The sequence below is a fragment of the Actinoplanes nipponensis genome, assembly GCF_016862275.1.
Classification (GTDB): Bacteria; Actinomycetota; Actinomycetes; order Mycobacteriales; family Micromonosporaceae; genus Actinoplanes; species Actinoplanes nipponensis.
In genome coordinates, this window is record NZ_BOMQ01000086.1 from 51,797 (window position 1) to 76,794 (window position 24,998).

Sequence of the window (24,998 nt, forward strand, 5' to 3'; positions counted from 1 at the left end):
CCCTCACCAGCGGTTCTGCTGGTGGTCCGGGTGCTCCTGGCGCAGCTCGGCGTGGTGGCGGCCCATCCGGGAGCGGCGGTGCCGGGCGCCGGTGTGGTCGTCCGCGCGGTGCATGCGTTCCGTGCGGTGGGCCCGGACCGCCGCCGCCGTCCGGGTGCCGTCCGCACCGCGGTCGGCGGCGGGCGGCTGGTAGCGGTGGCTGTTGTGGGTCCGGTCCGCCGTGCGGGACGGCCTGACGTTCTGCGGGCGCTCGGTCACTGCTGACCTCCGGCGGGAGTCGGACCGGGCGGCCTGCGCCGTCCGGATGCTGATCTGTACGAGCTGGTCCGGCCGGTCGGGGCCGGGAGATTCGTCCTGCGCCGGGCGGTGCCGGCGGACTGCGATGTGGACGGTGCTGCGCCGGTGGCGGTCCTGGCGGCCGGCCCGCCCGTGGTGCTGGTCCCTCTCGTCGCATTCCTGGCGCCGATCCCGGTGGGGGCGGTGGTGGTGCCGCCCGGAGCAGTCGGTGCGGTCCCGGCACCACGGCGGGTGAGCCGGCAGGTCCGGCTGGTCGTCGCCGCCGCCCTCCGAGGACCCGTCGCCATCCGAGTCATCGCCATCCGAGTCCCCACCGTCCGAAGGCCCATCGTCAGAGCCGCCGTCGGACGAGCCGTCACCGTCGGACGAGCCATCGCCGTCAGACGAGCCATCGCCATCGGACGAGCCATCCGAGCCGTGGTCCGAGCCGTCGTCCGAGCCGTCGTCCGGGCCGTCATCCGGGGCGCCACCCTGCGGCCCCCCATCCCCGGACCCGTCGGCATCCCCCGGCTTCTGCGGCCTGCCCGGCGCCGAAGGAACGGACGGAACCGAAGGAACAGACGGACCGGAAGGAACGGACGGAACCGAAGGAACAGACGGCGAACCCGGCGGCCGCGAACGAGCAGGCTTCCCCGGCGCCGAACCACCACGAGAACCGCCGTCGGAGCCACCGGCATCGGACCCCCGGGACCCCCCACCGACCGCCGGCCGGGGACGCCAGGACTCCCGCCGGTCACCGGACGGCCGGGCCGATCCATCAGCCGACGACCCCCTCGGCCCGACGCGCTTGCTCTGGGCGTACCCCTTGCCGGTTTTGACTGGCGCGACCGGCCGCGGCTTGGTCTTGCGCTTCTGGGCCTGGCCCCGCAGCGGGCCGGAGTCGCCCGGTGGCGGGCTGCCCGCGCCGCTGGAGGCGGTCGGTTCGGGGACCCCGACCGGCCCGGTCGAGGCCGGCGGGAGGAACGGCGCGTCCATCGCGCCGGGCCGGCCCTCGTCCAGTTCGCCGGTGCCGGCGGTGATGGCGGCCAGGGTGGGCAGCGACGCCAGCCCGACCAGCAGGGCCACGATGAGCACGTAGCGGCGGGTCGGTCCGGCGAAGCCCTCCGCGCTGTAGACGCCGTTGAGCCGCTTGCGCATCACCTTGATCGGCGGCCCGAGCCCGTCGTCGTCCGGTAGCTCCGGCACTGCCGGCACCCCCTACATAAAGATCAACCTGGATCTGTCTCGGCTATCGGGGTGAACGACGCATCGCGGTTCCGGCAGCGGCGAAAGTCAGCCGTTCCGGCAGAAGTGATGGCACGAAAACCGCTTAATAGGACAAAAATGGTCACCGATGACTCAGCAAGATTTCGGATCTGTGATCGACCTGACCTGTGGCGCCACTCACGTTCTCTGCGAGGATGGGGGCGACGGCACCGCCGCCGTCGCGGCTGGACCAAGCAGCGGGACGCGGTGGGGATCGTCACTCCCCGGCGGGGTCTGTGATTCCGCCGACCAAGCCGCGCGGCAACCTCACCCGGGCCAGGCGCGGCGAACCCCAGCGGTCAGCCGCGCGGACGGGCAACACCCGCCGTGGGCGCAGAGATGAACAGGGAGACACGGATGGCGAACGGCGATAGCCCGGTCGGAGCAGACGCTCCGGCAGGCGGCTTCGTTCAGCTGCTCACGCCCGACGGTGAGCGCATTGACAGCGTCACCACGGCGGACGGGATCACGTACTCGGTCGACTTCACCGACGACGAGTACCGCGAGCTGTACAAGGACCTCGTGACGGTCCGCCGGCTTGACGCCGAGGCGACCGCCCTGCAGCGGCAGGGCGAGCTGGGGATCTGGGCCAGCCTGCTGGGCCAGGAGGCCGCCCAGGTGGGCTCCGGCCGGGCGCTGCGCCCGCAGGACATGGCGTTCCCGACCTACCGCGAGCACGGCGTGCTCTACACCCGCGGGATCGACCCGATCATGCCGTTCGGCCTGTTCCGGGGCGTCGACCAGGGCGGCTGGGACGCGAACAAGTACAAGTTCAACGGCTACACGATCGTGATCGGCTCGCAGACGCTGCACGCCACCGGCTACGCCATGGGCGTCACCATGGACGGCAAGACCGGCAGCCCCGACGGCGAGGCGGTCATCGCGTACTTCGGCGACGGCGCCACCAGCCAGGGCGAGGTCAACGAGGCGTTCGTGTGGGCCGGCGTGTTCCACGCGCCGATGGTCTTCTTCTGCCAGAACAACCAGTACGCGATCTCCGAGCCGCTCGAGCGGCAGACCCGCATCCCGCTGTACCGGCGCGCGGCCGGCTTCGGCTTCCCCGGCGTCCGGATCGACGGCAACGACGTGCTGGCCACGTTCGCGGTGACCCGGGCGGCGCTCGACCAGGCCCGCAACGGCCAGGGCCCGACGCTGATCGAGGCGTACACGTACCGGATGGGCGCGCACACCAGCTCCGACGACCCGACCCGCTACCGCATCGCCAGCGAGGTCGAGTCCTGGAAGGCCAAGGACCCGATCAGCCGGCTCAAGGCGTTCCTGAGCAAGCAGCAGCTCGGCGACGACACGTTCTTCGGCGAGGTCGACGAGTCGGCCCGCAAGCTCGCCCTGGACCTGCGCGAACGGGTGCTGGCCATGCCGGACCCGCAGCCGGTCACGATGTTCGACCACGTCTACCCGAACGGCTCGCCCGAGCTGGACGCCCAGCGCGCGCAGTTCGCCGCCTACGAGGCCTCGTTCGAGGGGAGCAACCACTGATGAGCGAGACCATCACCCTGGGCAAGGCGCTCAACCACGGCCTGCGCCGCGCGCTCGAGAACGACCCCAAGGTCGTCATCATGGGCGAGGACGTCGGCAAGCTCGGCGGCGTCTTCCGGATCACCGACGGCCTGCAGAAGGACTTCGGCGACGACCGGGTCATCGACACCCCGCTGGCCGAGGCCGGCATCATCGGCACCGCGGTCGGCCTGGCCATCCGCGGCTACCGGCCGGTCTGCGAGATCCAGTTCGACGGGTTCGTCTTCCCGGCCTACAACCAGATCGTCGCCCAGGTCGCGAAGATGTACTACCGGTCGCGGGGCAACGTCACGCTGCCGATCGTCATCCGGATCCCGTACGGCGGCGGCATCGGCGCGGTCGAGCACCACTCCGAGTCGCCCGAGGCGTACTTCGCGCACACCCCCGGCCTCAAGGTCGTGACCTGCTCGAACCCGGCCGACGCGTACGCGATGATCCAGCAGGCGATCACCTCGGACGACCCGATCGTGTTCTTCGAACCGAAGCGGCGGTACTGGGAGAAGGGCGTGGTCGACCTCGACGCGCCCGCGAGCTTCCCGCTGCACGCGTCCCGGGTGGTGCGGGAGGGCACGGACGCCACGGTGATCGCGTACGGGCCGATGGTCCGTACCGCCCTGGACGCGGCCCAGGCCGCGGCCGACGACGGCCGCAACCTCGAGGTCATCGACCTGCGCACGCTGTCCCCGCTGGACCTGGGCCCGGTCTACGAGTCGGTCCGGCGGACCGGCCGGGCCGTGGTCGTGCACGAGGCTCCCGGCAACCTCGGCCTGGGCGCGGAGATCGCCGCCCGGATCACCGAGGAGTGCTTCTACTCCCTGGAGGCGCCGGTGCTGCGGGTGACGGGCTTCGACGTGCCCTACCCGGCCGCCCGCGTCGAGGAGGAGTACCTGCCCGACCTGGACCGGGTGCTGGACGCCGTCGACCGTTCGTTCGGCTGGTGAGCGGCATGTCACGGATCAAGGAGTTCACCCTGCCCGATCTGGGCGAGGGCCTGACCGAGGGCGAGATCCTCACCTGGCTGGTCAAGGTGGGCGACACGATCGAGCTGAACCAGCCGATCGTCGAGGTGGAGACCGCGAAGGCGGCGGTGGAGATCCCGGCCAAGTGGGGCGGGGTCGTCACGCAGATCTTCCACGAGGCCGGCACGACGGTCGAGGTGGGTGCGCCGATCATCTCGATCGACACCGACCCCGGCGCCGGGCCGGTGCCGTCGGCGGAATCGCTCGCGGCGGTCGAGGTCGCCCCCGAGGAGGGGTCCGTCGAGCCCGGCATGATCGGTGGTCCGGCGCCCGGCGGCCGCACGGCCGTGCTGGTGGGTTACGGCCCGAAAACCGCAATTGCCAAAAGACGACCCCGCATCGGTACGGGCACACCGCCCCCGACCGCAGCGCCGGCCACCCCGCCCCCGGCGGCAGCACCGGCGCCAGTGGCCCAGCCGACCCGCGCTTCCTCCCCGCCCCCGGTGGTCCAGCCGGCCGCCGTGGCCCGGCCGGCGCCCGTGGCACCGCCTCAGCCGGCCGTCACGCCGGCCCGGATCGCGGGACCGGTCCTGGCCAAGCCACCCGTGCGCAAGCTGGCCCGGGACCTCGGGATCGACCTGACCACGATCGCCGGCACCGGCCCGCTCGGCTCGATCACCCGCGACGACGTCCAGCAGGCGGCGGCCGCGCCGGCGCCGGCCGAGACCACCGAGGCCGCGCCGGCCGTCGCGCCGGCACCGGCGGCCGCGGTGTTCGACGCGTCGCGGGAGCAGCGCATCCCGATCAAGGGCGTGCGCAAGCTGACGGCCGAGAACATGGTCGCGTCGGCGTTCACCGCGCCGCACGTGACCGAGTTCCTGACCGTGGACGTGACCCGGACCATGAAGTCGCTGGAGCGGATCAAGACCCGGCCCGAGTTCCGGGACGTACGGGTCTCGCCGCTGCTGTTCGTGGCGAAGGCGGTGCTGCTGGCGGCCAAGCGGCACCCGATGGTCAACTCGACCTGGTCGGCCGAGTCCAACGAGATCATCGTCAAGGACTACGTCAACCTGGGCATCGCCGCGGCCACCCAGCGCGGCCTGATCGTGCCGAACATCAAGGACGCCGGTCGGCTCACGCTGCGTGAGCTCGCGGATGCGTTGTCTACCCTTGTGCAAACCGCCAAGTCGGGCAAGACCCCACCGTCGGACATGTCGGGCGGAACGTTCTCGATCACCAACGTCGGTGTGTTCGGCGTCGACTCGGGGACGCCGATCCTGCCGCCGGGCGAGGCGGCCATCCTGGCGTTCGGGGCCATCCGCCCGACGCCGTGGGTCCACAAGGGGAAGATCAAGGTCCGTCAAGTCACCACCCTCGCGCTCTCGTTCGACCACCGCATCGTGGACGGCGAACTGGGCTCGAAGTTCCTGCGCGACATCGGCGGCTTCCTCGAGGATCCGGAGGCGGCGCTGCTCTCCTGGACCTGAAGTTTCTTTGGCAAGGAGTTTTCTCAGCCTTCGATCCTTAGGTCAGTAAGCGGGATCACCCCTGTATTCGTTGGCGGTCCGCGGTTCGGCGCGGTTGAATGGATGTAGCGCCGGATCACGGCACCGCAAACGAGGCCAGCGTTGGCCCAGGGGAGATGAGCACCGCAATGAGCACCATCGAGCGCATCCGCAACCGCCGCATCGCCAAGCGCGACGCCCGCGCGATCGACCGCGCGTGGAAGTCGGCGCCGACGCAGTCGATGCGGGACGAGATCGCCATCTTCAGCCAGCAGCGCGTGTTCTGATCATTTTCTGATCACTGCCGCGCCCGACGGCCCGCCCGGTTCTCCGGGCGGGCCGTCGTCGCATTATCCGGGCAAATGCCCACCAAAGGTCGCCCTCCCCCGTGATTTACGCCGCACCGCCACGCTCCCGACGGCGTACACCGGGATTTCTTCCGTCCCCGACGCCCGGTACGGTGGGCGACGGTCACCTGCCCGGCTCGGCCGGCCGGACGGGACACCGACCGGGCGACGCCCAGCTCTGCAAGGTCGGCCGCACCGCCGATGCTGCGCGGAGCGCAGGTGCAAAGCCGGCACGGCCGACAGTCATGGAGGAGGCGCGTATGACGTCCGAGGGCCAGCACGCCGGTCAGCAGCCGGGGGTCACGTCGGGCAGCGGAGCCGACCAGTTCGGCACCGACGGCTTCCCGCCGGACGCCTTCCCCCCGGACGCCGACGGCCACCGCGCCGCCGACCGGCCCCCGTCGTACCCGCACGCCCAGGAGTCCTTCCCGAGCGCGTACGCCCCACCCCCGCACACCACGCCCAACGGCGGCTCGCCGTTCGTGGTGCCCGCGGTGCCGCCGGCCGGCCAGACCCCGGTGCCACCGGGGCCCCCGGCGCCCGGCTCACCCCCGGCCCAAGGGGGCTACCCGCCGCCCGGCTCGCCCTCGGCCCCTGGCTACCCGCCGCCCGGCTCATCGTCGGCCTCCGCGGGCTACCCGCCGCCCGGCTCATCCTCGGCCTCCGCGGGCTACCCGCCGCCCGGAGCCGCCCAGCCGGGGCAGCAGTCGCCCGGCTTCCCGCCGCCCGGCTCGCCTTCCGCCTCCGGGGGCTACCCGCCGCCCGGGGCTCCGCAGCCCGGCCAGCAGTCACCCGGCTTCCCGCCGCCCGGTCGCCCGCCCGCCGGCTATACGCCGCCCGGCTTCCCGCCGCCCGCGTCCCCGCCCGGCGGCCAGCGTGCCGGTGCCTCGCAGCCCGGCTCACCCCAGGCGGGCTCCGAGCCGGCCGGTTCCGAGCCGGCCGGATATCCCCAGTCGGGTTCCCAGCAGTCCATGCCTCAGCGCTCCGGCTCCGCCTCCGGTCCCGGCCCGGCTTCCGCTCCTGGCCCGGCCTTCGGCCCCGGTGCGGCCTTCGATCCCGGTGCCGGCCCCGGCCCCGGCCCGGCTTCCGGCCCCGGCTCGGCCTTCGGTCCCGGCTCGGCCTCCGGCCCCGGCCCGGCCTTCGGTCCCGGTGCGGCCCAGTTCTCCTCGCCCTCCGCCGGCTCAGCCCGGGTGCCCGAGCCGGGCGCCCTGCCGCCGCGCCCGCCGGCCTCCGGTCAGGCCGACCCGGGCTCGTTCGCCGCGCCGGAGTCCGGCTGGGCTCCCCCGCAGTCCGCCCAGCCGGCCGCGAGCGAGGACAACCCCTTCGCCCGCCCGGCCGAACCCCACCCGTACCGCGCCGGCGGCGACCAGCTGCCTCAGCGCTCGCCCGGCGTCGCCGGCGGCCCGCTGGACGGACCGGTCGGCGACTTCAACGGCTTCACGCCGGCCCGCCAGCCGGCCGGCCCCACCCCGGCCGCCGGCCCCGACATGCCGCACCGCGCCGCCGGCTCCCCGTTCGACCGACCGGAACCGGCCGACGGCACGCCCTTCGGCGCTCCCGCCGGCCGCCCGCCGCTCGGCACGGCGCCGGCCGCGGCCGAGCGGTCGCCGTTCGCCCCCGCCCCCCGGGAGCCGCTCGGCGGATCCCCGGCCGCCGGTGCGTTCGGCGCCGCCCGCGGTGACGACGACGGGCACCAGCAGTCCGGCGAGCGCCCACCGGGCGTCTCGGTCTTCGGCGACCAGCGGGTCCGCGTCCCGGGCGCGACCCTGACCGGCCTGCCGGACGCACCGCCCGCCGGCCCGGACAGCGGCGCCTTCCCCGCCCGCGGCACCGCCGACGGCGGCCTGCCCACCCGAGCCGGCAGCGAAGGCGGCGGTCTGCCCACCCGAGGCGGCAGCGAAGGCGGCGGTCTGCCCACCCGAGGCGGCAGCGAAGGCGGCAGCCTGCCCACCCGAGCCGGCAGCGAGAGCGGCGGCATCCCGACCCGAGGCGGCGGCGAGAGCGCGGGCTTCCCGACGCGCGGCGGCTCCAGCAACGGGAGCTTCCCCATGCGCGGCGCCGGCGCCCGCGGTGGCACCTCCGCCGTCAGCGGCTCGCCCGGCAACGACGCTTTTCCCACCCGCGACCAGGACGGCAGCGGCGCCTTCCCGGCCCGCGGCGACGCCTTCACCTCGGGTAACGATGCCGGCAGCGGCGCCTTCCCGGCGCGCAACGCCTTCCCCTCGGGTGACGACGCCGGCAGCGGCGCCTTCCCCTCCCGCGACGCCGGCAACGGCGCACGTCCGGCGTCCGGTGGCACCGGAAGCGGCACCTTCGGCGACGCGGGAAGCAGCACCTTCCCGGCGCGCGGCGAAGGCGCCTTCTCCGCCCGCAACGCCGCCGACAGCGGCGCCTTCGCCCCCCGCGGCGACACCGCCGCCGACGACTTCCCGGCTCGTGGCGGCAACCCAGCCGGCGGCGCCTTCTCGGCCCGCGACGCCGCCGAGAACGACCCGCCGCCCGCCCGTGGCGGCTCCTTCTCCCCCGGCGGAGAAGCCGCCCGGAACGAGGTCGACAGTGAAGGCTTCCCCGTGGGGGACCGCCCCGACAGCAACCCGTTCCGCGACGGCTCCTTCCGCCGCGACGAGGCCGGCGGCGACCTGCGCGGCCCCGGCGACCCGGAGCGGGGGCGACCGGTTCCGGGCCAGCCGGACGGCCTGCCGGCCCGCCGCGGGTTCGGCGACCGCCCGGACGACGGCGGCGCGCAGCCCGCGCCGTTCGCCCGTACCGAGCAGCCGTCGGACAGCTACGCCCAGCGGATCCCCGGCGCTTCGTTCGCGGCCGCCGGTTCGCCCGACGCCGGGCGGGCCGAGGGCGGCAGCGGCGGGTACGCCCAGCGCGTGCCCGGCGCTTCCTTCGACGCCATCGGCTCGCCGGTAGTGGCCGAGCCGCGCGGCGCCGCCGTCCCGCAGCCACGGGATCCCGCCGAGCGCCCCGAGTCCGCTGCCGGTGAACGCCCGGCGCCGGCCAAGGGCTCCGCGCGTCCCGTGTCGGCCAGCGCGTCCGTACCGGTGGCGAGCCGGGTGACCCCGCCGCCGGACGCCGAGGAGGTGCCTCCGCCGCCCGCGGCGAGCCCGCAGTCGCGCGTCTACGGTCGTCCCGCCCCGGCCGACGAGCCCGCCCCGGGTTCGCCGTACCAGGACAGCGATCAGCCCGCCGGCGGCGCGGCACCCACCTCGGGTGCCCGTGGCGCCGCGCCCACGGCCGGCACCTACGGCCGCCCCGCCGACGGCAGCCCGTTCGCACCGCCCGTTCCCGATGGCGGCGCCTACGGCCGTCCGGCCGCCGCGGAGGGCACCTACGGGCGCCCCGCCGAGGCGCCGTTCGGCGCGCGGCCCTCGTCCGGCGCCTCCCCGTTCGGTGACGGTGGGGACGAGCGGCCCGATCCGTTCGCCGCTCGCCCGTCCTCGGGCGCCTTCGGGTCGCCGGAGCACGGCGGCCCCGCCCCGGAGGCCGACGACCGGCGGAGTCCGTTCGACGGCGGCGCTCCGGCCGGCGGCTTCGGCACCCCCGAGGCCGCACCCACGTCGGGCCCCTTCGGTGCCGCGCCCACGTCCGGTCCCATCGGCGCGGCGCCCACCTCGGGTCCGTTCGGGGCGGCGCCCACGTCCGGCCCGTTCGGCGCGGCCCCGACCTCCGGCGGGTTCGGCGCGGAGCCGGCCTCCGGTGGCGCGCCGACCGCACGGCCCTCCGGCCGGGCCACGGCGAGCGCGCGCGTCTCGCCGCCCGGCGGCCAGCCGTTCGCCCCGGGCTCCCCCGCGCCCGGCCAGTCGCCCGACCCGCGCACTCCCGATCCGCGCGAGGCGGCGGCCCAGTTCACCGAGTTCACCACGGACATCGCCGGCCGCGGCCGGCCCGGCCGGCCGGATCAGCCGGGCGCGGTGCCCGGCAATCCGGCCGCCCGGACGATGCCGCCGGACCAGTACAGCGAGAACACCACGGACGTGTCGGGCCGCGGTCAGGGTTCGGAGCAGCAGCCGTACGTGCCCGCGCCGGCGCTGCCCTCGATGCACGCCGCCCCGCCCCTGGAGAACGGCTTCCCGCCGGCGCAGCCGGACACCACCCAGCCGTTCGGTGAGCGGCCGCGGATGGGCGGGGTCTTCCCCGGTCCGGCCAGCCGGGCCACGGTCACGCCGCCCGGGCCCGAGCAGACGGCGTCCTGGCCGAGTCGTCCCGAGGCCGACGCCGACCAGAGCCGGTTCGACTCGTTCAAGCCGGACGCGCCGGAGGTCGTGCCGACCGAGGTGACCAAGCCGGAGGGTCAGCACGTACGGATGCTGCCCGTCATCCTGGGCGTCGTCCTCGGTGCGGCCCTGATCGTGGGGCTCACGCTGGGCGTCACCTGGCTGATCGCGCGGGGTTCGCACGACGGCGGCGGCGGTTTCTCGGTGAGCGCCGGGGACTGCGTCAAGCGCGACGGCACCAAGGCGGTCACCGCGAACTGTGGCGACGCCGGTTCCTTCGAGGTGACGGCGATCGTCGACACCAAGGAACAGTGCCCCGACCCGAACCAGCCGTACGTGGTCAACCCGACCGACAACGGCCGCAGCCAGGTGCTCTGCCTCAAGCCACGCGGCTGACCTGTGACGTGCGCGAAGCGCGGGCACCCCGGACCAAGGGTGACCCGCGCTTCGGGCACGATGGGCCCATGACCGCGCGCGTACGCGCCCCGGAGCTGCGGGGCCGAGGCTGGCTGAACACCGGTGGCCGTCCGCTGACCCTGGCCGACCTGCGGGGCAAGGTCGTGATCCTCGACTTCTGGACCTTCTGCTGCATCAACTGTCTGCACGTCCTGGACGAGTTGCGGCCGCTGGAGGAGAAGTACGGCGACACCCTCGTGATCATCGGCGTCCACTCGCCGAAGTTCGAGCACGAGCGCGACCCGGCCGCCCTCGCCGCGGCGGTCGAGCGCTACGGCGTGCATCACCCTGTGCTGGACGACGCCGACATGCGGATGTGGCAGCAGTACGCGGCCAAGGCCTGGCCCACCCTCTCGGTGCTCGACCCCGAGGGCTACGTCGTCGCCTCGATGGCCGGCGAGGGCCACGCCGAGGGCCTGACCCGCCTGGTCGACGAGCTGATCGCCACCCACGAGGCCAAGGGCACGTTGCACCGCGGCACCGGCCCGTACGTGCCGCCGGCCGCCCCGGACACCCTGCTGCGGTTCCCCGGCAAGGCCATCGAGCTGCCGAACGGCAACCTGCTCGTCTCCGACTCGGCCCGGCACTCGCTGGTGGAGCTGACCGCCGACGGCGAGTCGCTGGTGCGCCGGTTCGGCACGGGTGAGCGCGGCCCCGCGGACGGCCCGGCGGAGCTGGCGAGCTTCTCCGAGCCGCAGGGCCTCTGCCTGCTCCCGGCCGGCACCGCCGACTACGACGTGGTGGTGGCCGACACGGTCAACCATCTGCTGCGCGGGCTGCGGCTGGACACCGGCGAGGTGAGCACCCTGGCCGGCACCGGGCGGCCGTGGCGGTCCGCCGCCGACGACGGTGTGGCGCTGTCCTCGCCGTGGGACGTGGCCTGGTTCGAGGGCCGGGTGATCGTCGCGATGGCCGGCATCCACCAGCTCTGGTGGTTCGACCCGGCGACCGGCGACTCGGGCGTGTACGCGGGCACCACCGTCGAGTCCCTGCGGGACGGCAAGCTGCCCGACGTGTGGATGGCGCAGCCCTCGGGGTTGTCGGCCGCCGGCGACCGGCTGTGGATCGCGGACAGCGAGACCTCCGCGCTGCGCTGGGTCGAGGCCGGTGAGCTGCACACCGCCGTCGGCCAGGGCCTGTTCGACTTCGGTCACGTGGACGGCCCGGCGGCTGAGGCGCTGTTGCAGCATCCGCTGGGGGTCTGTGCGCTGCCGGACGGCTCGGTGCTGATCGCCGACACCTACAACGGCGCGGTACGCCGCTACGACCCGGACGCCGGCACGGTGTCCACGGTGGATTCGGGGCTGGCCGAGCCCAGCGACGTCGTGCTGACCCGTGGCGGCGCGGTGCTCGTGGTCGAGTCGGGCGCGCACCGCCTGGTCCGGCTGGCGCCGGGCGCGGTCCGTACGGTCGAAGGCGAGCGGCGCCGCACGGAGCGGCCGCCGTCGTCGCTGGCGCCGGGCGAGGTCACGTTGGACGTGGTCTTCACCCCGGCGCCCGGCCAGAAGCTGGACACGTCGTTCGGCCCGTCGACCCGCCTGGTGGTGTCGGCCTCGCCGCCGGAGCTGCTGCTGGCGGGCGAGGGCACGTCCACCGAGCTGTCCCGCCGGCTGGTGCTGAACCCGGCCGTCGCCCGGGGCATCCTGCAGGTGGTGGCCCAGGCGGCGACCTGTGACGCGGAGGTGGAGCACGCCGCGTGCCACCTGACCCGCCAGGACTGGGGTGTCCCGGTGCTGGTCGAGCCGGGGGCGCCGAGCCGGCTGCCGTTGATCCTTCGCGGCCTCGACGCCTGAGGTGAGCCGCTTCACTACCCGCCAGTAACCTACGGTGCCGTAACCTGGAGCCGTGACGACCGACGCCCCGTTCCAGATGAAGCCTGCCGACCTCGGCAAGCCGCGTTTGCGCGGCCGGCTGCACCAGTACGCGTTCTACGTCGCCCTGGTCTGCGGCGCCGTCCTGTGCTCGATCGCCGCCACCCGCCCGGGCCTCTCGCCCCTGGTCAGCACCCTGATCTACAGCATCACCGTGCTCGGCCTGTTCGGCATCAGCGCGCTCTACCACCGGCGCGTCTGGGGCGAGCGGGGCTACCAGGTCATGCGGCGCCTGGACCATTCCATGATCTTCATCTTCATCGCCGGCACCTACACGCCGTTCTGCGTCCTGCTGCTGCCGCGGGAGAAGGCGACGCTGATGCTGAGCCTGATCTGGATCGGCGCGCTGGGCGGGGTGGCCCTCAAGAGCATCTGGCCGCACCTGCCGCGCTGGGTCGGCGCGCCGCTCTATCTGGCCCTGGGTTGGGGCGCGGTCGCGATCCTGCCGGACATCCTGCGCAACGGCGGCGTGGCCTGCCTGGTGCTGCTGGCCGCCGGGGGACTGATCTACAGCGTGGGCGCCGTCTTCTACGCCATGCGCCGGCCGAACCCGTGGCCCACGGTCTTCGGCCACCACGAGTTCTTCCACGCCTGCACCCTGGTCGCCGCGCTCTGCCACCACATCGCGATCTATTTCGCGCTCTACGCTTAGCGGCCATGGAGTTCGACGTCGAGCCGGGCGACGGCCGCATCCTGCACGCGTACGACACGGGCGGGGACGGCACGCCGGTCTTCTGGTTCCACGGCACGCCGAACCTCGGTGCGCCGCCGGTGCCGCTGATGCGCGACGGGGTCCGCTGGCTGTCGTACGACCGGCCCGGCTACGGCGGCTCGACCCCGCGCCCGGACCGGGACATCGCGTCGGCCGCCGCCGACGTCGCGGCCGTGGCGGACGAGCTCGGCCTGGACAGCTTCGCCGCCATGAGCCACTCCGGTGGCGGCCCGCACGCCCTGGCCTGCGCCGCGCTGCTGCCCGGCCGGGTCACCGCGGTGGCCGTCCTCGCCGGCCTGGCCCCGTACGGCGCCGACGGCCTGGACTGGTTCGCCGGGATGGCGCCCTCCGGTGTCGCCTCCCTGCGCGCGGCCACCCGGGGGCGCGCCGCCAAGGAACGTCACGAGGCCACGGTCACCGACGCCGAGCCCGGCTTCACCGCCCGCGACGAGGCGATGTTCGGCGGCGAGTGGTCGTGGCTCCTCGACGTGGTGCGTCCGGCCCTGGCCGCCGGCCCGGCCGCGCTGATCGACGACGATCTGGCCTACGTGGCGCCGTGGGGCTTCGATCCGGCCGCGGTGGCCGCGCCGCTGCTGGTCGTGCACGGCGGCGCCGATCTGATGGTGCCCGCGGCGCACGGCGCCTGGCTGGCCGGGCACTGCCCCACCGCCGAGCTGTGGCTGCGTCCCGAGGACGGCCACATCTCGATCCTGACGTCCGCGGCGGCGGCGCTGGACTGGGTGACTCAGCCCCGAGCGTCGTAGGCGCTGCGCGCCTCGACCACGTCCGCGATGTGCTTCTCGGCCCACTGCTGCAGGGCGCCGACGAGGCCCAGCAGGCTGCGCCCGAGGGACGTCAGGGCGTAGTCGACCCGGGGCGGGACGACCGGGTAGACCGTCCGGGTGACCAGGCCGTCGCGTTCGAGGGCGCGCAGCGTCTGGGTCAGCATCTTGGGGCTGATGCCGGGGATGCGGTGGGCCAGCTCGGTGTAGCGCAGCGGCCCGTCGGCCAGCAGGGCCACGATGAGCACGCTCCAGGTGTCCCCGATGCGGTCGAGCAGCTGCCGGCTCGGGCAGTCCTTGGCGTACACGGTCGCTTCCACCAGCACACTATCCCTCAGGTGAGTACTGCACTTCAAGGTGCTCTCTATCTCGTGGGAAGTAACCCTTCACCTGCACAGTTGTGCCGGGGGACGGTCGACCGGCCGTCGCGCACGCACGTTTGAGGAGTTCGCATGACCATCGTCGTCACCGGCGCCACCGGGCACTTGGGCCGCATCGCCGTCGAGTCGCTGCTCGCGCGGGGCGTGCCCGCCGCCGAGATCATCGCGGTCGGCCGCAGCGTCGAGAAGATCCAGGACCTGGCCGAGCGCGGCGTGTCGGTCCGCTACGCCTCGTACGACGAGCCCGAGTCGCTGCGCAAGGCGTTCGCCGGCGCCGACCGGGTGCTGCTCGTCTCGGCCAGTGAGCCCGGCAAGCGCGTACCGCAGCACCAGAACGTGATCGACGCGGCCAAGGACGCCGGGGTCGGCCGGATCGTCTACACCAGCGCGCCGCACGCCGACACCTCCGGCATGATCCTGGCCACCGAGCACCTGGCCACCGAGCAGGCGCTGGCCGCCTCCGGCCTCCCGTACGTGGTGCTGCGCAACGGCTGGTACCTGGAGAACTACGACCTGCGGGGCGCCTTGGAGCACGGCCTGGTGGGCGCGGCCGGCGACGGGAAGATCAGCATCGCGACCCGCGCGGACCTGGCCGAGGCGGCGGCCGCGGCGGTCGTCGCGGACGACCTCGACAAGCAGGTGTACGAGCTGGGCGGCGAGGGCGTCACCCTGGCCGAACTGGCCGCCGAGGTCTCCCGGCAGTCCGGCCGCGAGGTGACCTACACCGACCTGTCACCCGAGAAGTACACCGAGTTCCTGGTGGGCGTCGGCGTGCCCGAGGGCTTCGCCGCGATCCTGGCCGACTCCGACCACCGCGCCGCCTCCGGTGCGCTCTACACCGGCACCGAGGACCTGGCGGGACTGCTGGGCCGTCCCGCCACCCCGCTGGCCGACGCGGTCCGCGCCCGGCTGGCCTGACGACGCCCGGGCACGTCGAAGGGAGTGCCACTGCTCGGTGGCACTCCCTCGCGCTTGCGGTCAGGCGCCGTACGGCGGCGGGGGCGGGGGCTGGCGCCGGGTGGTCTCGCGGTACTCCTGCACGACCTCACCGTCGCGGTGGTACGCCGGGTCGTCGGTCACGACCGGCTGCTGCCGCTGCACGACCGCGGGACGGCGCCGGCTGTTCCAGTACCAGAGGGTGATGACGAGGCCGATGAGGCCCGCCAGCATCAGTACGTAGCCGACGACGTTGATGTCCAGTCCGCTGATGTCCGCGTTGACGGCGAACGCCAGGATCGCTCCCAGCGCGAGTAGGAAAATACTTCCGCCGATGCCCATAAGTGGCCTCCCTGGCTCGTGGCTGCCGCACCGAGCCGCGGCAATACGTCGTGAGGGTGTCTACCCCGGCGGCGGATTCCTCAATCAGGCAAGCTGGACGCATGACTGTGCGGACTCTTGTCCTGCTCCGGCACGCCAAGGCCGAGACCCCCGGTGAGCTGCCCGATTTCGAGCGCCGGCTGACCGCCCGGGGCGACGCGGACGCGGACGCGGCGGGCTCCTGGCTGGCCGACGAGCGGCTGCGGCCGGGCCTGGTGCTCTGCTCACCGGCACGGCGGACCCGGCAGACCTGGCAGGGCGTCTCGGTGGCTCTCGCCCAGGCCGACCCGGAGGCGCCGGCTCCCGAGGTGCACTACGAGCAGCGTCTCTACGACGGCGGGCGCACCGAGGTCATCGACCTGCTCCGGGCCGTGCCGGAAGCCGTGCACACGGTGCTGGTCATCGGGCACAACCCCACGATGTCCGATGTGTCCATCCTGCTGCGCCCGTACGACAGCGCGGGTGAACTCACCGCGCTGCGCACCGCCGGGCTCGCCGTGCACCGGGCCGAGGGCTCCTGGTCGCACTCCGAGCCGTTCTCGATGCCCCTCGTCACCGTGCACACGGCCCGCGGATAGGCGGAAGCCGGCGGACGTCATTGTCCGCCGGCTTCCGCTCATCCGTGGTGCGCGAGGATCAGAAGGCGTCTTCGGCCAGGTCCATCACGTCGAGGGTGGTGTTCTCGATGATCCGGCGGTCGGAGCCGATGCGCGGCAGGACCTCGCGGGCGAAGAACCGGGCCGCGGCGATCTTGCCCTCGTAGAAGGCCTTGTCGGCCGTACCCACCTCGGTGCCCAGCGCCTTGAGGGCGGCCTCGGCCCCGCGCAGCAGCAGCCAGGAGACCACGACGTCGCCGAGGGCGAGCAGCACCCGGCGCGAGGTGAGCCCGACCTTGTACAGCTCGCGGGCGTCGCCGGCCTGCACGGCCTGCAGCCAGCCCATCTCGATGCCGAGGATGGTCTGCAGCTCGCCGAGCGCCTTGCCGAGCGACGCGCGCTCGACCTTGAGCTGACCGTTGCCGGCCTCGCTGGCGATGAACTCCTGCATCTCGGCGGCGAGCGAGGCGAGCGCGCGGCCCTGGTCCTTCACGATCTTGCGGAAGATCAGGTCCAGGCTCTGGATCGCGGTGGTGCCCTCGTACAGGGTGTCGATCTTGGCGTCGCGGACGTACTGCTCGAGCGGGTAGTCCTGCAGGAAGCCGGAGCCGCCGAAGGTCTGCAGCGACTCGTGACCCAGCAGCTCGTACGCCCGCTCCGAGCCGACGCCCTTGACCAGCGGCAGCAGCAGGTCGTTGATCCGCTCGGCGGTCTCGGCCGCCTCCTTGTCCCCGGCCGCCTGGGCGATCGCGACCTTGTCCTGCCACGTCGCCGTGTAGATCACCAGGGAGCGCAGGCCCTCGGCGTACGCCTTCTGCAGCATCAGCGAGCGGCGGACGTCCGGGTGGTGGGTGATCGTGACCCGCGGGGCCGCCTTGTTGGAGTTCTGCACCAGGTCGGCGCCCTGGACGCGGTTCTTGGCGTACTCCAGCGCGTTGAGGTAGCCGGTGGAGAGGGTGGCGATCGCCTTGGTGCCGACCATCATCCGGGCGTACTCGATGATCATGAACATCTGCCGGATGCCCTGGTGCACGTCGCCGAGCAGCCAGCCCTGGGCGGGCGTGCCGTGCTCGCCGAAGGTCATCTCGCAGGTGTTGGAGACCTTGATGCCCATCTTGTGCTCGACGTTGGTGGCGTAGACGCCGTTGCGCTCGCCCAGCTCGCCGGTCTCGGCGTCGAAGTGGAACTTCGGCACGATGAACAGCGACAGGCCCTTGGTGCCCGGACCGCCCTCACCCTCGACGCCGACCGGACGGGCCAGCACGTAGTGGATGATGTTGTCGCTGAGGTCGTGCTCACCCGAGGTGATGAAGCGCTTGACGCCCTCGATGTGCCACGAGCCGTCGGGCTGCGGGATGGCCCGGGTGCGGCCGGCGCCGACGTCGGAGCCGGCGTCGGGCTCGGTGAGCACCATCGTCGAGCCCCACTGCTTGTCGACGAAGAGCTTGGCCCACTGCTTCTGCTCCTCGGTGCCCTCGACGTGCACGACGTGCGCGAAGGAGGGACCGGACGAGTACATCCAGACCGGGGCGTTGGCCCCGAGGATCTGCTCGGCGATCGCCCACCACAGCGCCCGCGGGGCGAGGGTGCCACCCAGGGCCTCGGGCAGGTCGAGGCGCCAGAACTCGGACGCCATGAACGCGGCGTACGACTTCTTGAAGGCCTCGGGCAGATCGGCGGTGTTGGTCGCCGGGTCGAACCGCGGCGGGTTGCGGTCGGCCTCGGTGTAGCTGGCCGCGAGGTCCTCGCGAGCGAGGCGGTTGACCTCGGCGAGCACGTCGCGCGCGGTCTCGGCGTCGATGCCGTCGAACGGCGCCTGGCCGAAGGCCCGATCCGCCCCGAACACCTCGAAGAGGTTGAACTCGAGGTCGCGCAGGTTGCTCTTGTAGTGACTCATGTGTTCTTGGCCCCGCTCTCCGGACGCGAGTTACCCGTCAGTAACCAACACTGTATTACCCGCGGGTAGGGTCCGACAAGTCCGCTTCGATCTTTGGCTGTCCGTCGGGTTGGGGACCACAAGCCTCCGATCGGGTGGCGAAGGGGGCAACCGTTCGGGCATTTGCAAGTCGCCGCGCCGCCCGGACGTATCGACCGGCGCAGCTCGTCGTTGCTTTCGATGTACGCGAAGCAACGGATGTCCGACCGGGGAGGTCAGCATGTTCGCCACGATCAGGAGTCTGATTCCGGAGCCCCGCCAGGCCGACGAGCCGCGCCACTACGTGGGACGGCACCGCCAGCCGGAAACGATCGCCGCGCGCGCCACGGTCGCCGTCCTGCCCGGTCCGGCCCCCGCGGCCGAGGCCACCGGGCCCAAGGCGGCCCCGGGCCCCGCGGCCGGCCAGCCCGTGGACTAGCTCCCGGCGGCGCCGACTTCCCAGCTCGGCATGGCCACGGACGGGCTGCCGTCCGGGCCGCCGTACTCCAGCAGCACCAGGGCGATGTCGTCGTCGAGCTGCCCGTGGACCCAGTCGACCAGGGCGGTCTCGAGCGAGGCCAGGCCGTCGCCGACCGTTCCGTGCCCGAGCAGCCGCCACGCCCGGTCCGCGGTCGGGAAGAACTCGCCGTCGCGGCGCGCCTCGCCCAGCCCGTCGGTGAACAGCAGCAGCCGGTCGCCCGGCTCCAGCCGCTCCACCCGCGGCCGCGCCACCGGCATGAACCCCAGCGGCGGCGCCGGCGCCGGCGGATCCAGGGCGATGACCTGCCCGCGCCGCAGCAACAGCGGCGCCGGATGTCCACAGTTGACGATGGTCAGCGTGCCGCCCCGCTCCTCGACCAGCGCGGCGGTCACGAAGTCCTCGTCGCCCACGCTGCGGGCCACGGCCCGGTCCAGGTCCGTCACGATCGCCCGCAGGTCGGCCCGCTCGAACGCCACGTGCCGGTACGAACCCAGCACGATGCTGGCCAGCCGCACCGCGTCCAGGCCCTTGCCCCGCACGTCGCCGATGATGATCCGGACCCCGTACGGGGTGTCCAGCGCCTCGTAGAGGTCCCCGCCGATGTCCGCCGCGGCCGACGCCGAGATGTAGCGGCCCGCCACGGCCAGGTTGCCGACCTGCGGGCCGAGCGGGCGCAGCACGGCCTGCTGGGCGACCGCCGCCAGGCGCAGCAGCTCGGCGATCCGGTCGTCCTTGCGCTGCCGGATGGTCGCGACCGCGGCGGCGATGCCGGTGGCCAGTGTGATGCCCACCACGTTGACCATGCCGACGGTGTCGAAGCGGCCGTCCGTCCCGGCGAAGACCATCCCCACGATCGTGGCGATCGCCCCGGCGACGAGCACGGTCTGCCAGTACGCGAACACGGCGGCCAGGAACGGCACGGCGGCGTACAGCCCGACGAAGTTCGCCTGCGGCCCGTCCGCGACCTCCACGGCCGACACGACGACGAGCAGCACGAGGGCCGCGCCGAGGCCGGCGCGGGATCCTGGGCTGAGCGGGCCGCGGCCCGTCGGAAGAATCGGCATGGTTACGCCGAACAGCATGCCTGATCGACCTGGGAGGATGCATCAACTTGACCCCTAGTCTGAGCGGGTTCTGCCCACTCGGCGGCGGGGGCGCGGGGCCGCGGTGACACCATGACGCTGTGGCTTCCGAACTGCGCGACCGGCTGCGCGCCGGATTCCGTTGGACCGACCCCGGTCCGGGCACCGATCTGCTCGTCAGCGACCGCTCCGGCTGGTGGCGGGACCCGGTCGTGCTGGACCGCCTCGGGCCGGGACTGGCCGGTCTTTTCCCGGACGCCACGCCGACGGTCGTGGTCTCGCCGGAGGTGACCGGCTTCCTCGTCGGTCCGCTGGTGGCGCGCGCGCTGGGCGTCGGCTTCGTGGAGGCGTACCGGGCCGGGGCGCGGCTGCCCATCGCGGAACCGATGACGTGGGCCGCCGTGCCCGCCGATCACCGCGGCGTGGAACAGCGGCTGGGGGTGCGTACCCGGCTGGTCGGCCCGGCCGACCGGGTGCTGGTGGTGGACGACTGGGCGGTGACCGGCGCCCAGGCCCGCGGCCTGCGCACGCTGATCGCGGCGCTGGGCGCGACGCTGATCGGTACGGCGGTCATCGTCGACGAGTGCCCCCCGGAGGTCGCCGCCGAGCTGGGCATCCGCGGGTTGCTCACCGGCGCGGATCTGAGCTGAGCACCGGCCGGGCCTGAGTAGCACTACTCAGGAGGGCCCCCGGCGGTCTCACCACGATGGACCGCATGACCACATTCTTCTTCGGCACCTGGGCCACCCGCGTCTACCTGTTCGCCGTCGCGGTCACCTCGGTCATCCTGCTCGGCGGCAACCTCGCCACCGGCAACCACGAGCCGACCTCCGCCGCGGTCTACCTGATCGGCCTCACCGCGCCGGTATCGGTGATCTTCGCCCCGGTCTTCCTGCTCGGCGACGGCTGGCTGAGCATCGCCATGCTGTGGCTCAGCGTCGCGGCCGGGCTCCTGCTCAACACGCTGCTCATCAACACGATCGTCGGTGAGGTCGGCCGGCTGCGCTCGCGCCGGGCCCGGCCGAACTGACTATCGTGCTGACCCATGCGTGCCTTCGTATCCGCGGCGGACCTGCACGACCTCGTCCGCGACACGTACGGCACGGATCGCCGGCTGCGCGAGCTGACCCGGCTGGCCGGGGGCAGCACCAAGGGTGTCTACCGGCTCACCCTGGACGACGACACCACCGTGCTGCTGTACCGCTGGGCCGCGGAGGAGAACTTCTGGCCGGCGCGCACCGGGCTCGACGTCGGGCCGTTCCGGGCCGACCCCGGCCGTGACGGCTTCGCCCGGTGCCACGGGCTGCTGCGGGACCTGGGTGTGCGCGTACCGGAAGTGGTCTTCCTGGGTCCGGACCGGGCGCTGGTCGAGGACGTCCGCGGCGGCACGCTCGAGGCGCTGCTGGAGCGCGACCCGGTGGCCGGCCGCGCTGCCGTCGGCCGGCTCGGCGAGACCCTTCGCATCATGCACAGCCACCGGTCGTCCTCGTTCGGCTTCCCGGGCGGCACCCCGGCGGGCTTCGCCCTGCGGCGGGGGCTCAACTCCCTGGTCGAGGCCGCGGCGCGGGACCCGCGCATCGCGGCGGCCGGCGACCGGCTGGAGGAGGAGCTGCGGTCGCGCTTCGCGGCGGTACGGCCCCGCGTGGGGTACGGGCTCATCCACGGCGAGCTCGGCCCCGACCACGTGCTGATCGGTCCCGCCGGCGAGCCGGTCCTGATCGACATCGAGGCCGCGATGTTCTTCGACGTGGAGTGGGAGCACGCGTTCCTGGAGCTGCGCTTCGGCGCGCACTACCCAGCGCTGCGGACGGTCGAGCCGGACCCCGCGCGGCTCGCGCTCTACCGGCTCGTGCACTACCTGTCGCTGGTCGCCGGGCCGCTGCAGCTCATCGAGGGTGACTTCCCGAACGCCGCGTTCATGCGCGAGATCGCCGAGGGCAACGCGCGACGTGCCCTCGGCGAGGTCGACCCGGGTTAGGCGGCCGGGCTCTTCCAGTCGGCCAGGACGCCCCGGGTGGGCTGCCAGCCCGTCGCGGCGTACTCGGCCAGGCCCCGGCGCACGTACGGGTCGTCGGCCAGCAGCTCGTGCGCGCGGGCCTCGGTGTCGACGTTCAGCAGCAGGATGCCGCCGACCGGCGGGTCCTGCCGGCCGGCGGAGACCAGCACACCGGCCCGCTCGAGGCCGTCGATGAAGGCGAGGTGGTCGGTCCGCGCCTGATCGACCTCGTCGAGCGGCGCGAGGTACGTCGAGATCATCAGGTACACGGTGGTGTCCTCTCAGCCGCGGGAAAGCCCGGTGCCCATCGTACGGTCGCGGCTGGGCGCCCCGGCCGGTCAGGACGTGTTGCGGCGGCGGGCCCGGGGCCGCGGGGCCGGTTCGGCCGTACCGCCGGCCTTTCTCGCCCGTTTCGGCGCCGGCGAGCTGTCCTCCTCCACCACCTCGGCGTCACCGTCGGGCTCGACCACCTCGGCATCGTCGCCGGCCGGCCCGGGCCCCGGCACCGTCTCCCGCACCGGGTGTTCCTCCAGGATCGAGTCCTGCAGGGCGGGCAGCGGGGTCAGATAGAAGTCCTGCCGCCCGGGCAGGGCGCCGCGCACCTCGATCTCGGCCAGGGCGTCGGCGAAGCCGGCCGCCTCGGTGCTGATCAGGTAACGGCCCGGGCCGGGCAGCTGCATCGTGTACCGGCCCTCGGTGTCGGTGGTGACGATGGCGTCGATGTCGGCCTCCCGGCCGGGGCTGCGCCCCACCACGGGAACCTTCCCCAGCGGCCAGCCACCGGCGTCCTTGACCAGGCCCCGCAGCAGGACGGGGCCTGCCGGCCGCTCCTCCTCCGGGTCCTCCATGAGGACGATCTGCGCGACCCGGCCGGCGCCGGCCACCTCGATCCCCCGGGTGCCCATCGGGCCCGGCAGGTCCAGCTGGACCAGGTACGGCGTGGGGCGCGGCGGCACCGGTTCGAGCAACCGGCCCACCACCTCGATCCGCCAGAAGGCGGGGCGCTGGAGATACACCACGGGTTCCGGTGTGATGTGCATCCCCGGGTACGGCGCGGTGCCGCGTACCTGGAGCACCCACTGCGCGGAAGAGGATCCCCCGGGCTGGACCGAGGCCTCCTCGAAGTCGATGAGACGGTGGGACTGTGGCGCCGGCAGGTCGGTGTAGGCCGCCAGGTCGTCGGCATCCTTGGGCATGCTCGCCTCCTTCTCTCCCGGATCCGCCGCACGGCGGTGTGCCGTTGTCCCCGCCGGCCGGCGGGGACAACGGCGCCGACCGGGTCAGTCGGTTCCCTCGACGACGTCACCTCCGGTCAGTTCGGTGGAGGTGACCTGTTCGTAGTCGGACGTCCGCACCGGACGCGTCGAGGTGCGACGGTGCGCGGGCAGGGTCCGGGTGAGATGGAAGTCCACCCGGGCCGGCACGACGGCGCCGGCGTACGTCTGGTGTGCCGCGGTGTGGAAGCCCTCCGCGCGCACGCCGACCTCGTAGCGACCCTCCTCGAGGTCGCTCCAGGCGTACCGGCCGGAGTCGTCGGTGGTGGTGGCGATGTCGGGCACGGAGAGCCCCGGCGACAGTGGCGCCAGCGTGACCGCGGCCCCGGCGATCGGCCATTCCTGCTCGTCCAGCACGAGTCCGCGAATCGCCGACGCGTTCATTGAGCCACCTCCACCGGATCAGCCGTCGGGGTTGGTCTGCCAGTTCTTGAGCAACTGAAAAATCTGGCGATTGATACGGACACCGGAATTGCCGGTCATCGATCCGGTGGTGTGAATGGCGACCATGTACCGCTTGTTGTCGGGCCGCTTCACCCACACCGGGGAACCGCTCTGCGCGCCGAACGTGTCGATGTCGTAGAACACCCGGCTGCCGGTGACCGACTTGGCCGTCCGGCCGTGGTACCAGAGCGTGCCCAGCGGCTTGTCGCCCGGGTAGCCGGCCAGGTTGAGGTTGCTCGACATCAGCTCGAGATCGGGCAGGTTGGCGAAGCCGAAGGTGCCGATGTCGCTCGCCGAGAACGGGCGGGGCAGGATCACCGCGGCGATGTCACAGTCGCGGTGGCGGTGCACCGTCCAGCCGCGCAGCACCCACACCCGGCTCGCGTTGAGCGTGCCGTACGGCTTCTGGTCGCCGTTGCGGCCCGGCGTGCACTGGATTTCCCGGACGTACCCGCCCTGCGTGTGCATGTACGCGCAGTGGCCGGCGGTGATGACCACCCGCGGCGCGATGAGGGCGCCGCTGCCCAGGAACTTGCGTCCGTTGCCCGCCGTGATGGTGAGCTGGACGATGCGCTTCCAGGGCACCTCCCGGGTGTTGGTGATCTGCCGGCGGTCGTCCTTGCCGATGATGACCTCGAGCTGTTCGACAGCTTCCTGGATGGACTCCTGATCCAGGTCGAGCGACTCGGAGAAGTCCTCGCCGGTCTCGCGGCGGGCCTGCTGAGCGGGCTGCGCGGCCCGCGCGGTGACCGCCACCGGGCGCCGGCGCGGCTGCTGGCGGTTGAACAGCGACCCCAGCCCCTGCAGGAGGGCCGGCGCCACGGTGCTGCCGAGCGCCTTGGCCGCCACCGGCCCGACGATGTTGAGCAGCGGACCGATCAGCGGGGCCAGGAACGGGAAGAACTCCTCGCTGCCGGCCTCCACGACGCCGGCGTCGATGGCCGTGGCCTCGTCGGCGCCGAGCTGCTCGGACTCGGAACGCTCCGGGCTCCAGCCGGCGCTCTCCTCGAAGGTCGTGGTCTGCGCGCCGGTCGCGGCGCCGGCCTCGTCGCTGACCGCCCCGCCCTCGGCCGAGCCGCCGAAGCCCGCTCCGAGCTGCTGCGACACGGGCGTGTAGGCGTCGGTGGGCACGGCGGTCGCCTCGGTCAGGCCGCCGGTCTCGCCGGCGCCGGAGGTGACGTCGAGACCCTCGACGACCTCGGAGGTCTCGGACTGCGCCGGGGCGCTCGAGGCGCTCGCCGCGCTGCCGGGGCCGTAGCCGCTGCCCCGGCTGCGGGCGGCGGTGCTGCTGGTGGTGGTGGTCGTGTCACTTGTCATCGAGCTCATGCCTACTCCCTTTCGGCATGGTGACCAGGACCCGGTCGGCACCTCGCGCGCCGGACACCGCCCGAGCCATGGTGCGGAGGGATGGTTACCCCCGGGACGCGCCGAATCAGCATGCGCCCCGCGGAAAGGCGTCGCCTTTCAATCAATGACAGCGCTGCGTTCTCAGTAATACACCCAACGCATTGTGATCGGAATTCGTGAACCGGTTAAGAAAACAAGATTTCCTGGACCGTCATTTGATCAGAGCGATGAGC

At 73.3% G+C, this 24,998-nt stretch carries 23 protein-coding genes; 14 read left to right on the forward strand and 9 right to left on the reverse strand.

Annotated elements, in window-relative coordinates:
- Positions 1 to 3: 3 nt before the first annotated feature.
- Positions 4 to 258, reverse strand: coding sequence for a hypothetical protein (locus Ani05nite_RS35470; protein ID WP_203775722.1), 255 nt, complete (start codon positions 256 to 258; stop codon positions 4 to 6).
- Between the two features lie 1,641 nt (positions 259 to 1,899).
- Between Ani05nite_RS35470 and pdhA the strand changes: the two genes are divergently transcribed.
- From pdhA to Ani05nite_RS35510, 8 genes are all read left to right on the forward strand, one after another.
- Positions 1,900 to 3,039, forward strand: coding sequence for a pyruvate dehydrogenase (acetyl-transferring) E1 component subunit alpha (gene pdhA, locus Ani05nite_RS35475; RefSeq protein ID WP_203775724.1), 1,140 nt, complete (start codon positions 1,900 to 1,902; stop codon positions 3,037 to 3,039).
- The gene (locus Ani05nite_RS35480; RefSeq protein WP_203775773.1) at positions 3,036 to 4,019 is read left to right on the forward strand and encodes an alpha-ketoacid dehydrogenase subunit beta; all 984 of its coding nucleotides are present in this window, start codon (positions 3,036 to 3,038) and stop codon (positions 4,017 to 4,019) included. Before pdhA ends, Ani05nite_RS35480 begins: the two co-directional genes overlap by 4 nt.
- Before the next feature lie 5 nt (positions 4,020 to 4,024).
- Entirely contained in the window at positions 4,025 to 5,524 is a 1,500-nt protein-coding gene (locus Ani05nite_RS35485; protein ID WP_203775726.1) for a dihydrolipoamide acetyltransferase family protein, read from the forward strand.
- 167 nt (positions 5,525 to 5,691) lie between these two features.
- Positions 5,692 to 5,829, forward strand: a complete 138-nt coding sequence (locus Ani05nite_RS35490; protein WP_203775728.1) for a hypothetical protein — start codon at positions 5,692 to 5,694, stop codon at positions 5,827 to 5,829.
- A 320-nt stretch (positions 5,830 to 6,149) separates the two neighbouring features.
- Positions 6,150 to 10,508, forward strand: coding sequence for an LppU/SCO3897 family protein (locus Ani05nite_RS42005; RefSeq protein WP_203775730.1), 4,359 nt, complete (start codon positions 6,150 to 6,152; stop codon positions 10,506 to 10,508).
- A 68-nt stretch (positions 10,509 to 10,576) separates the two neighbouring features.
- A complete protein-coding gene (locus Ani05nite_RS35500; protein ID WP_203775732.1) occupies positions 10,577 to 12,361 on the forward strand; it encodes an NHL domain-containing thioredoxin family protein in 1,785 nt (594 codons plus the stop codon).
- A 52-nt stretch (positions 12,362 to 12,413) separates the two neighbouring features.
- Positions 12,414 to 13,091 (forward strand): PAQR family membrane homeostasis protein TrhA, encoded by a 678-nt coding sequence (gene trhA, locus Ani05nite_RS35505; RefSeq protein WP_203775734.1) that lies wholly within the window; start codon positions 12,414 to 12,416, stop codon positions 13,089 to 13,091.
- Positions 13,092 to 13,096: 5 nt separating this feature from the next.
- A complete protein-coding gene (locus Ani05nite_RS35510; protein ID WP_203775736.1) occupies positions 13,097 to 13,915 on the forward strand; it encodes an alpha/beta fold hydrolase in 819 nt (272 codons plus the stop codon).
- Here Ani05nite_RS35510 and Ani05nite_RS35515 read toward each other — a convergent pair.
- Positions 13,897 to 14,259 carry a winged helix-turn-helix transcriptional regulator gene (locus tag Ani05nite_RS35515; RefSeq protein ID WP_203775738.1) on the reverse strand — a complete coding sequence of 121 codons (363 nt, stop codon included), beginning with the start codon at positions 14,257 to 14,259 and terminating at the stop codon, positions 13,897 to 13,899. The genes Ani05nite_RS35510 and Ani05nite_RS35515 overlap by 19 nt on opposite strands.
- Positions 14,260 to 14,385: 126 nt before the next feature.
- Here Ani05nite_RS35515 and Ani05nite_RS35520 point away from each other — a divergent pair, with 126 nt between their 5' ends.
- Entirely contained in the window at positions 14,386 to 15,231 is an 846-nt protein-coding gene (locus tag Ani05nite_RS35520) for an SDR family oxidoreductase (protein WP_203775740.1), read from the forward strand.
- 60 nt (positions 15,232 to 15,291) lie between these two features.
- On the opposite strand, the gene Ani05nite_RS35525 is transcribed toward Ani05nite_RS35520, so the two are convergent.
- Positions 15,292 to 15,591, reverse strand: a complete 300-nt coding sequence (locus Ani05nite_RS35525) for a DUF6458 family protein (protein ID WP_203775741.1) — start codon at positions 15,589 to 15,591, stop codon at positions 15,292 to 15,294.
- Positions 15,592 to 15,692: 101 nt separating this feature from the next.
- Here Ani05nite_RS35525 and Ani05nite_RS35530 point away from each other — a divergent pair, with 101 nt between their 5' ends.
- Complete coding sequence (locus tag Ani05nite_RS35530) at positions 15,693 to 16,208, forward strand: SixA phosphatase family protein (RefSeq protein ID WP_203775742.1); 516 nt, start codon at positions 15,693 to 15,695, stop codon at positions 16,206 to 16,208.
- A 58-nt stretch (positions 16,209 to 16,266) separates the two neighbouring features.
- On the opposite strand, the gene Ani05nite_RS35535 is transcribed toward Ani05nite_RS35530, so the two are convergent.
- Positions 16,267 to 18,123 carry an acyl-CoA dehydrogenase gene (locus Ani05nite_RS35535; RefSeq protein ID WP_203775743.1) on the reverse strand — a complete coding sequence of 619 codons (1,857 nt, stop codon included), beginning with the start codon at positions 18,121 to 18,123 and terminating at the stop codon, positions 16,267 to 16,269.
- Between the two features lie 259 nt (positions 18,124 to 18,382).
- Between Ani05nite_RS35535 and Ani05nite_RS35540 the strand changes: the two genes are divergently transcribed.
- On the forward strand, positions 18,383 to 18,580 hold the full coding sequence (locus tag Ani05nite_RS35540) for a hypothetical protein (protein ID WP_203775744.1): 198 nt from the start codon (positions 18,383 to 18,385) through the stop codon (positions 18,578 to 18,580).
- On the opposite strand, the gene Ani05nite_RS35545 is transcribed toward Ani05nite_RS35540, so the two are convergent.
- On the reverse strand, positions 18,577 to 19,704 hold the full coding sequence (locus Ani05nite_RS35545; RefSeq protein WP_203775745.1) for a PP2C family protein-serine/threonine phosphatase: 1,128 nt from the start codon (positions 19,702 to 19,704) through the stop codon (positions 18,577 to 18,579). The genes Ani05nite_RS35540 and Ani05nite_RS35545 overlap by 4 nt on opposite strands.
- Before the next feature lie 101 nt (positions 19,705 to 19,805).
- On the opposite strand from Ani05nite_RS35545, the gene Ani05nite_RS35550 reads away from it, so the two are divergent.
- The 3 genes from Ani05nite_RS35550 (at position 19,806) to Ani05nite_RS35560 (ending at position 21,682) form a co-directional block, all read left to right on the forward strand.
- Positions 19,806 to 20,354 (forward strand): phosphoribosyltransferase, encoded by a 549-nt coding sequence (locus tag Ani05nite_RS35550; RefSeq protein ID WP_203775747.1) that lies wholly within the window; start codon positions 19,806 to 19,808, stop codon positions 20,352 to 20,354.
- A gap of 65 nt (positions 20,355 to 20,419) precedes the next feature.
- Positions 20,420 to 20,734, forward strand: coding sequence for an SCO4225 family membrane protein (locus Ani05nite_RS35555; RefSeq protein ID WP_203775748.1), 315 nt, complete (start codon positions 20,420 to 20,422; stop codon positions 20,732 to 20,734).
- A 15-nt stretch (positions 20,735 to 20,749) separates the two neighbouring features.
- Positions 20,750 to 21,682 (forward strand): phosphotransferase, encoded by a 933-nt coding sequence (locus Ani05nite_RS35560; protein ID WP_203775750.1) that lies wholly within the window; start codon positions 20,750 to 20,752, stop codon positions 21,680 to 21,682.
- Here the strand turns inward: Ani05nite_RS35560 and Ani05nite_RS35565 are convergent.
- From Ani05nite_RS35565 to Ani05nite_RS35580, 4 genes are all read right to left on the reverse strand, one after another.
- On the reverse strand, positions 21,679 to 21,960 hold the full coding sequence (locus Ani05nite_RS35565) for a YciI family protein (RefSeq protein WP_203775752.1): 282 nt from the start codon (positions 21,958 to 21,960) through the stop codon (positions 21,679 to 21,681). The two genes, Ani05nite_RS35560 and Ani05nite_RS35565, sit on opposite strands and share 4 nt — an antisense overlap.
- Positions 21,961 to 22,038: 78 nt before the next feature.
- Positions 22,039 to 22,896 carry a carboxypeptidase-like regulatory domain-containing protein gene (locus tag Ani05nite_RS35570; protein WP_203775754.1) on the reverse strand — a complete coding sequence of 286 codons (858 nt, stop codon included), beginning with the start codon at positions 22,894 to 22,896 and terminating at the stop codon, positions 22,039 to 22,041.
- A gap of 84 nt (positions 22,897 to 22,980) precedes the next feature.
- The gene (locus tag Ani05nite_RS35575; protein ID WP_203775756.1) at positions 22,981 to 23,358 is read right to left on the reverse strand and encodes a carboxypeptidase-like regulatory domain-containing protein; all 378 of its coding nucleotides are present in this window, start codon (positions 23,356 to 23,358) and stop codon (positions 22,981 to 22,983) included.
- Positions 23,359 to 23,376: 18 nt separating this feature from the next.
- Positions 23,377 to 24,744, reverse strand: a complete 1,368-nt coding sequence (locus Ani05nite_RS35580; RefSeq protein WP_203775758.1) for a trypsin-like serine peptidase — start codon at positions 24,742 to 24,744, stop codon at positions 23,377 to 23,379.
- Between the last annotated feature and the right edge of the window lie 254 nt (positions 24,745 to 24,998).

Bases quoted from the DNA above. Each gene is read 5' to 3' on its own strand.
- Ani05nite_RS35565 (WP_203775752.1), bottom strand. From the start codon at position 21,960: ATGATCTCGACGTACCTCGCGCCGCTCGACGAGGTCGATCAGGCGCGG.
- pdhA (WP_203775724.1), top strand. From the start codon at position 1,900: ATGGCGAACGGCGATAGCCCGGTCGGAGCAGACGCTCCGGCAGGCGGC.
- Ani05nite_RS35575 (WP_203775756.1), bottom strand. From the start codon at position 23,358: ATGAACGCGTCGGCGATTCGCGGACTCGTGCTGGACGAGCAGGAATGG.
- Ani05nite_RS35525 (WP_203775741.1), bottom strand. From the start codon at position 15,591: ATGGGCATCGGCGGAAGTATTTTCCTACTCGCGCTGGGAGCGATCCTG.
- Ani05nite_RS35520 (WP_203775740.1), top strand. From the start codon at position 14,386: ATGACCATCGTCGTCACCGGCGCCACCGGGCACTTGGGCCGCATCGCC.
- Ani05nite_RS35530 (WP_203775742.1), top strand. From the start codon at position 15,693: ATGACTGTGCGGACTCTTGTCCTGCTCCGGCACGCCAAGGCCGAGACC.
- Ani05nite_RS35500 (WP_203775732.1), top strand. From the start codon at position 10,577: ATGACCGCGCGCGTACGCGCCCCGGAGCTGCGGGGCCGAGGCTGGCTG.
- Ani05nite_RS35580 (WP_203775758.1), bottom strand. From the start codon at position 24,744: ATGAGCTCGATGACAAGTGACACGACCACCACCACCAGCAGCACCGCC.
- Ani05nite_RS42005 (WP_203775730.1), top strand. From the start codon at position 6,150: ATGACGTCCGAGGGCCAGCACGCCGGTCAGCAGCCGGGGGTCACGTCG.
- Ani05nite_RS35555 (WP_203775748.1), top strand. From the start codon at position 20,420: ATGACCACATTCTTCTTCGGCACCTGGGCCACCCGCGTCTACCTGTTC.
- Ani05nite_RS35545 (WP_203775745.1), bottom strand. From the start codon at position 19,704: ATGCTGTTCGGCGTAACCATGCCGATTCTTCCGACGGGCCGCGGCCCG.
- Ani05nite_RS35490 (WP_203775728.1), top strand. From the start codon at position 5,692: ATGAGCACCATCGAGCGCATCCGCAACCGCCGCATCGCCAAGCGCGAC.
- Ani05nite_RS35485 (WP_203775726.1), top strand. From the start codon at position 4,025: ATGTCACGGATCAAGGAGTTCACCCTGCCCGATCTGGGCGAGGGCCTG.
- Ani05nite_RS35570 (WP_203775754.1), bottom strand. From the start codon at position 22,896: ATGCCCAAGGATGCCGACGACCTGGCGGCCTACACCGACCTGCCGGCG.
- Ani05nite_RS35540 (WP_203775744.1), top strand. From the start codon at position 18,383: ATGTTCGCCACGATCAGGAGTCTGATTCCGGAGCCCCGCCAGGCCGAC.
- Ani05nite_RS35535 (WP_203775743.1), bottom strand. From the start codon at position 18,123: ATGAGTCACTACAAGAGCAACCTGCGCGACCTCGAGTTCAACCTCTTC.
- Ani05nite_RS35560 (WP_203775750.1), top strand. From the start codon at position 20,750: ATGCGTGCCTTCGTATCCGCGGCGGACCTGCACGACCTCGTCCGCGAC.
- Ani05nite_RS35510 (WP_203775736.1), top strand. From the start codon at position 13,097: ATGGAGTTCGACGTCGAGCCGGGCGACGGCCGCATCCTGCACGCGTAC.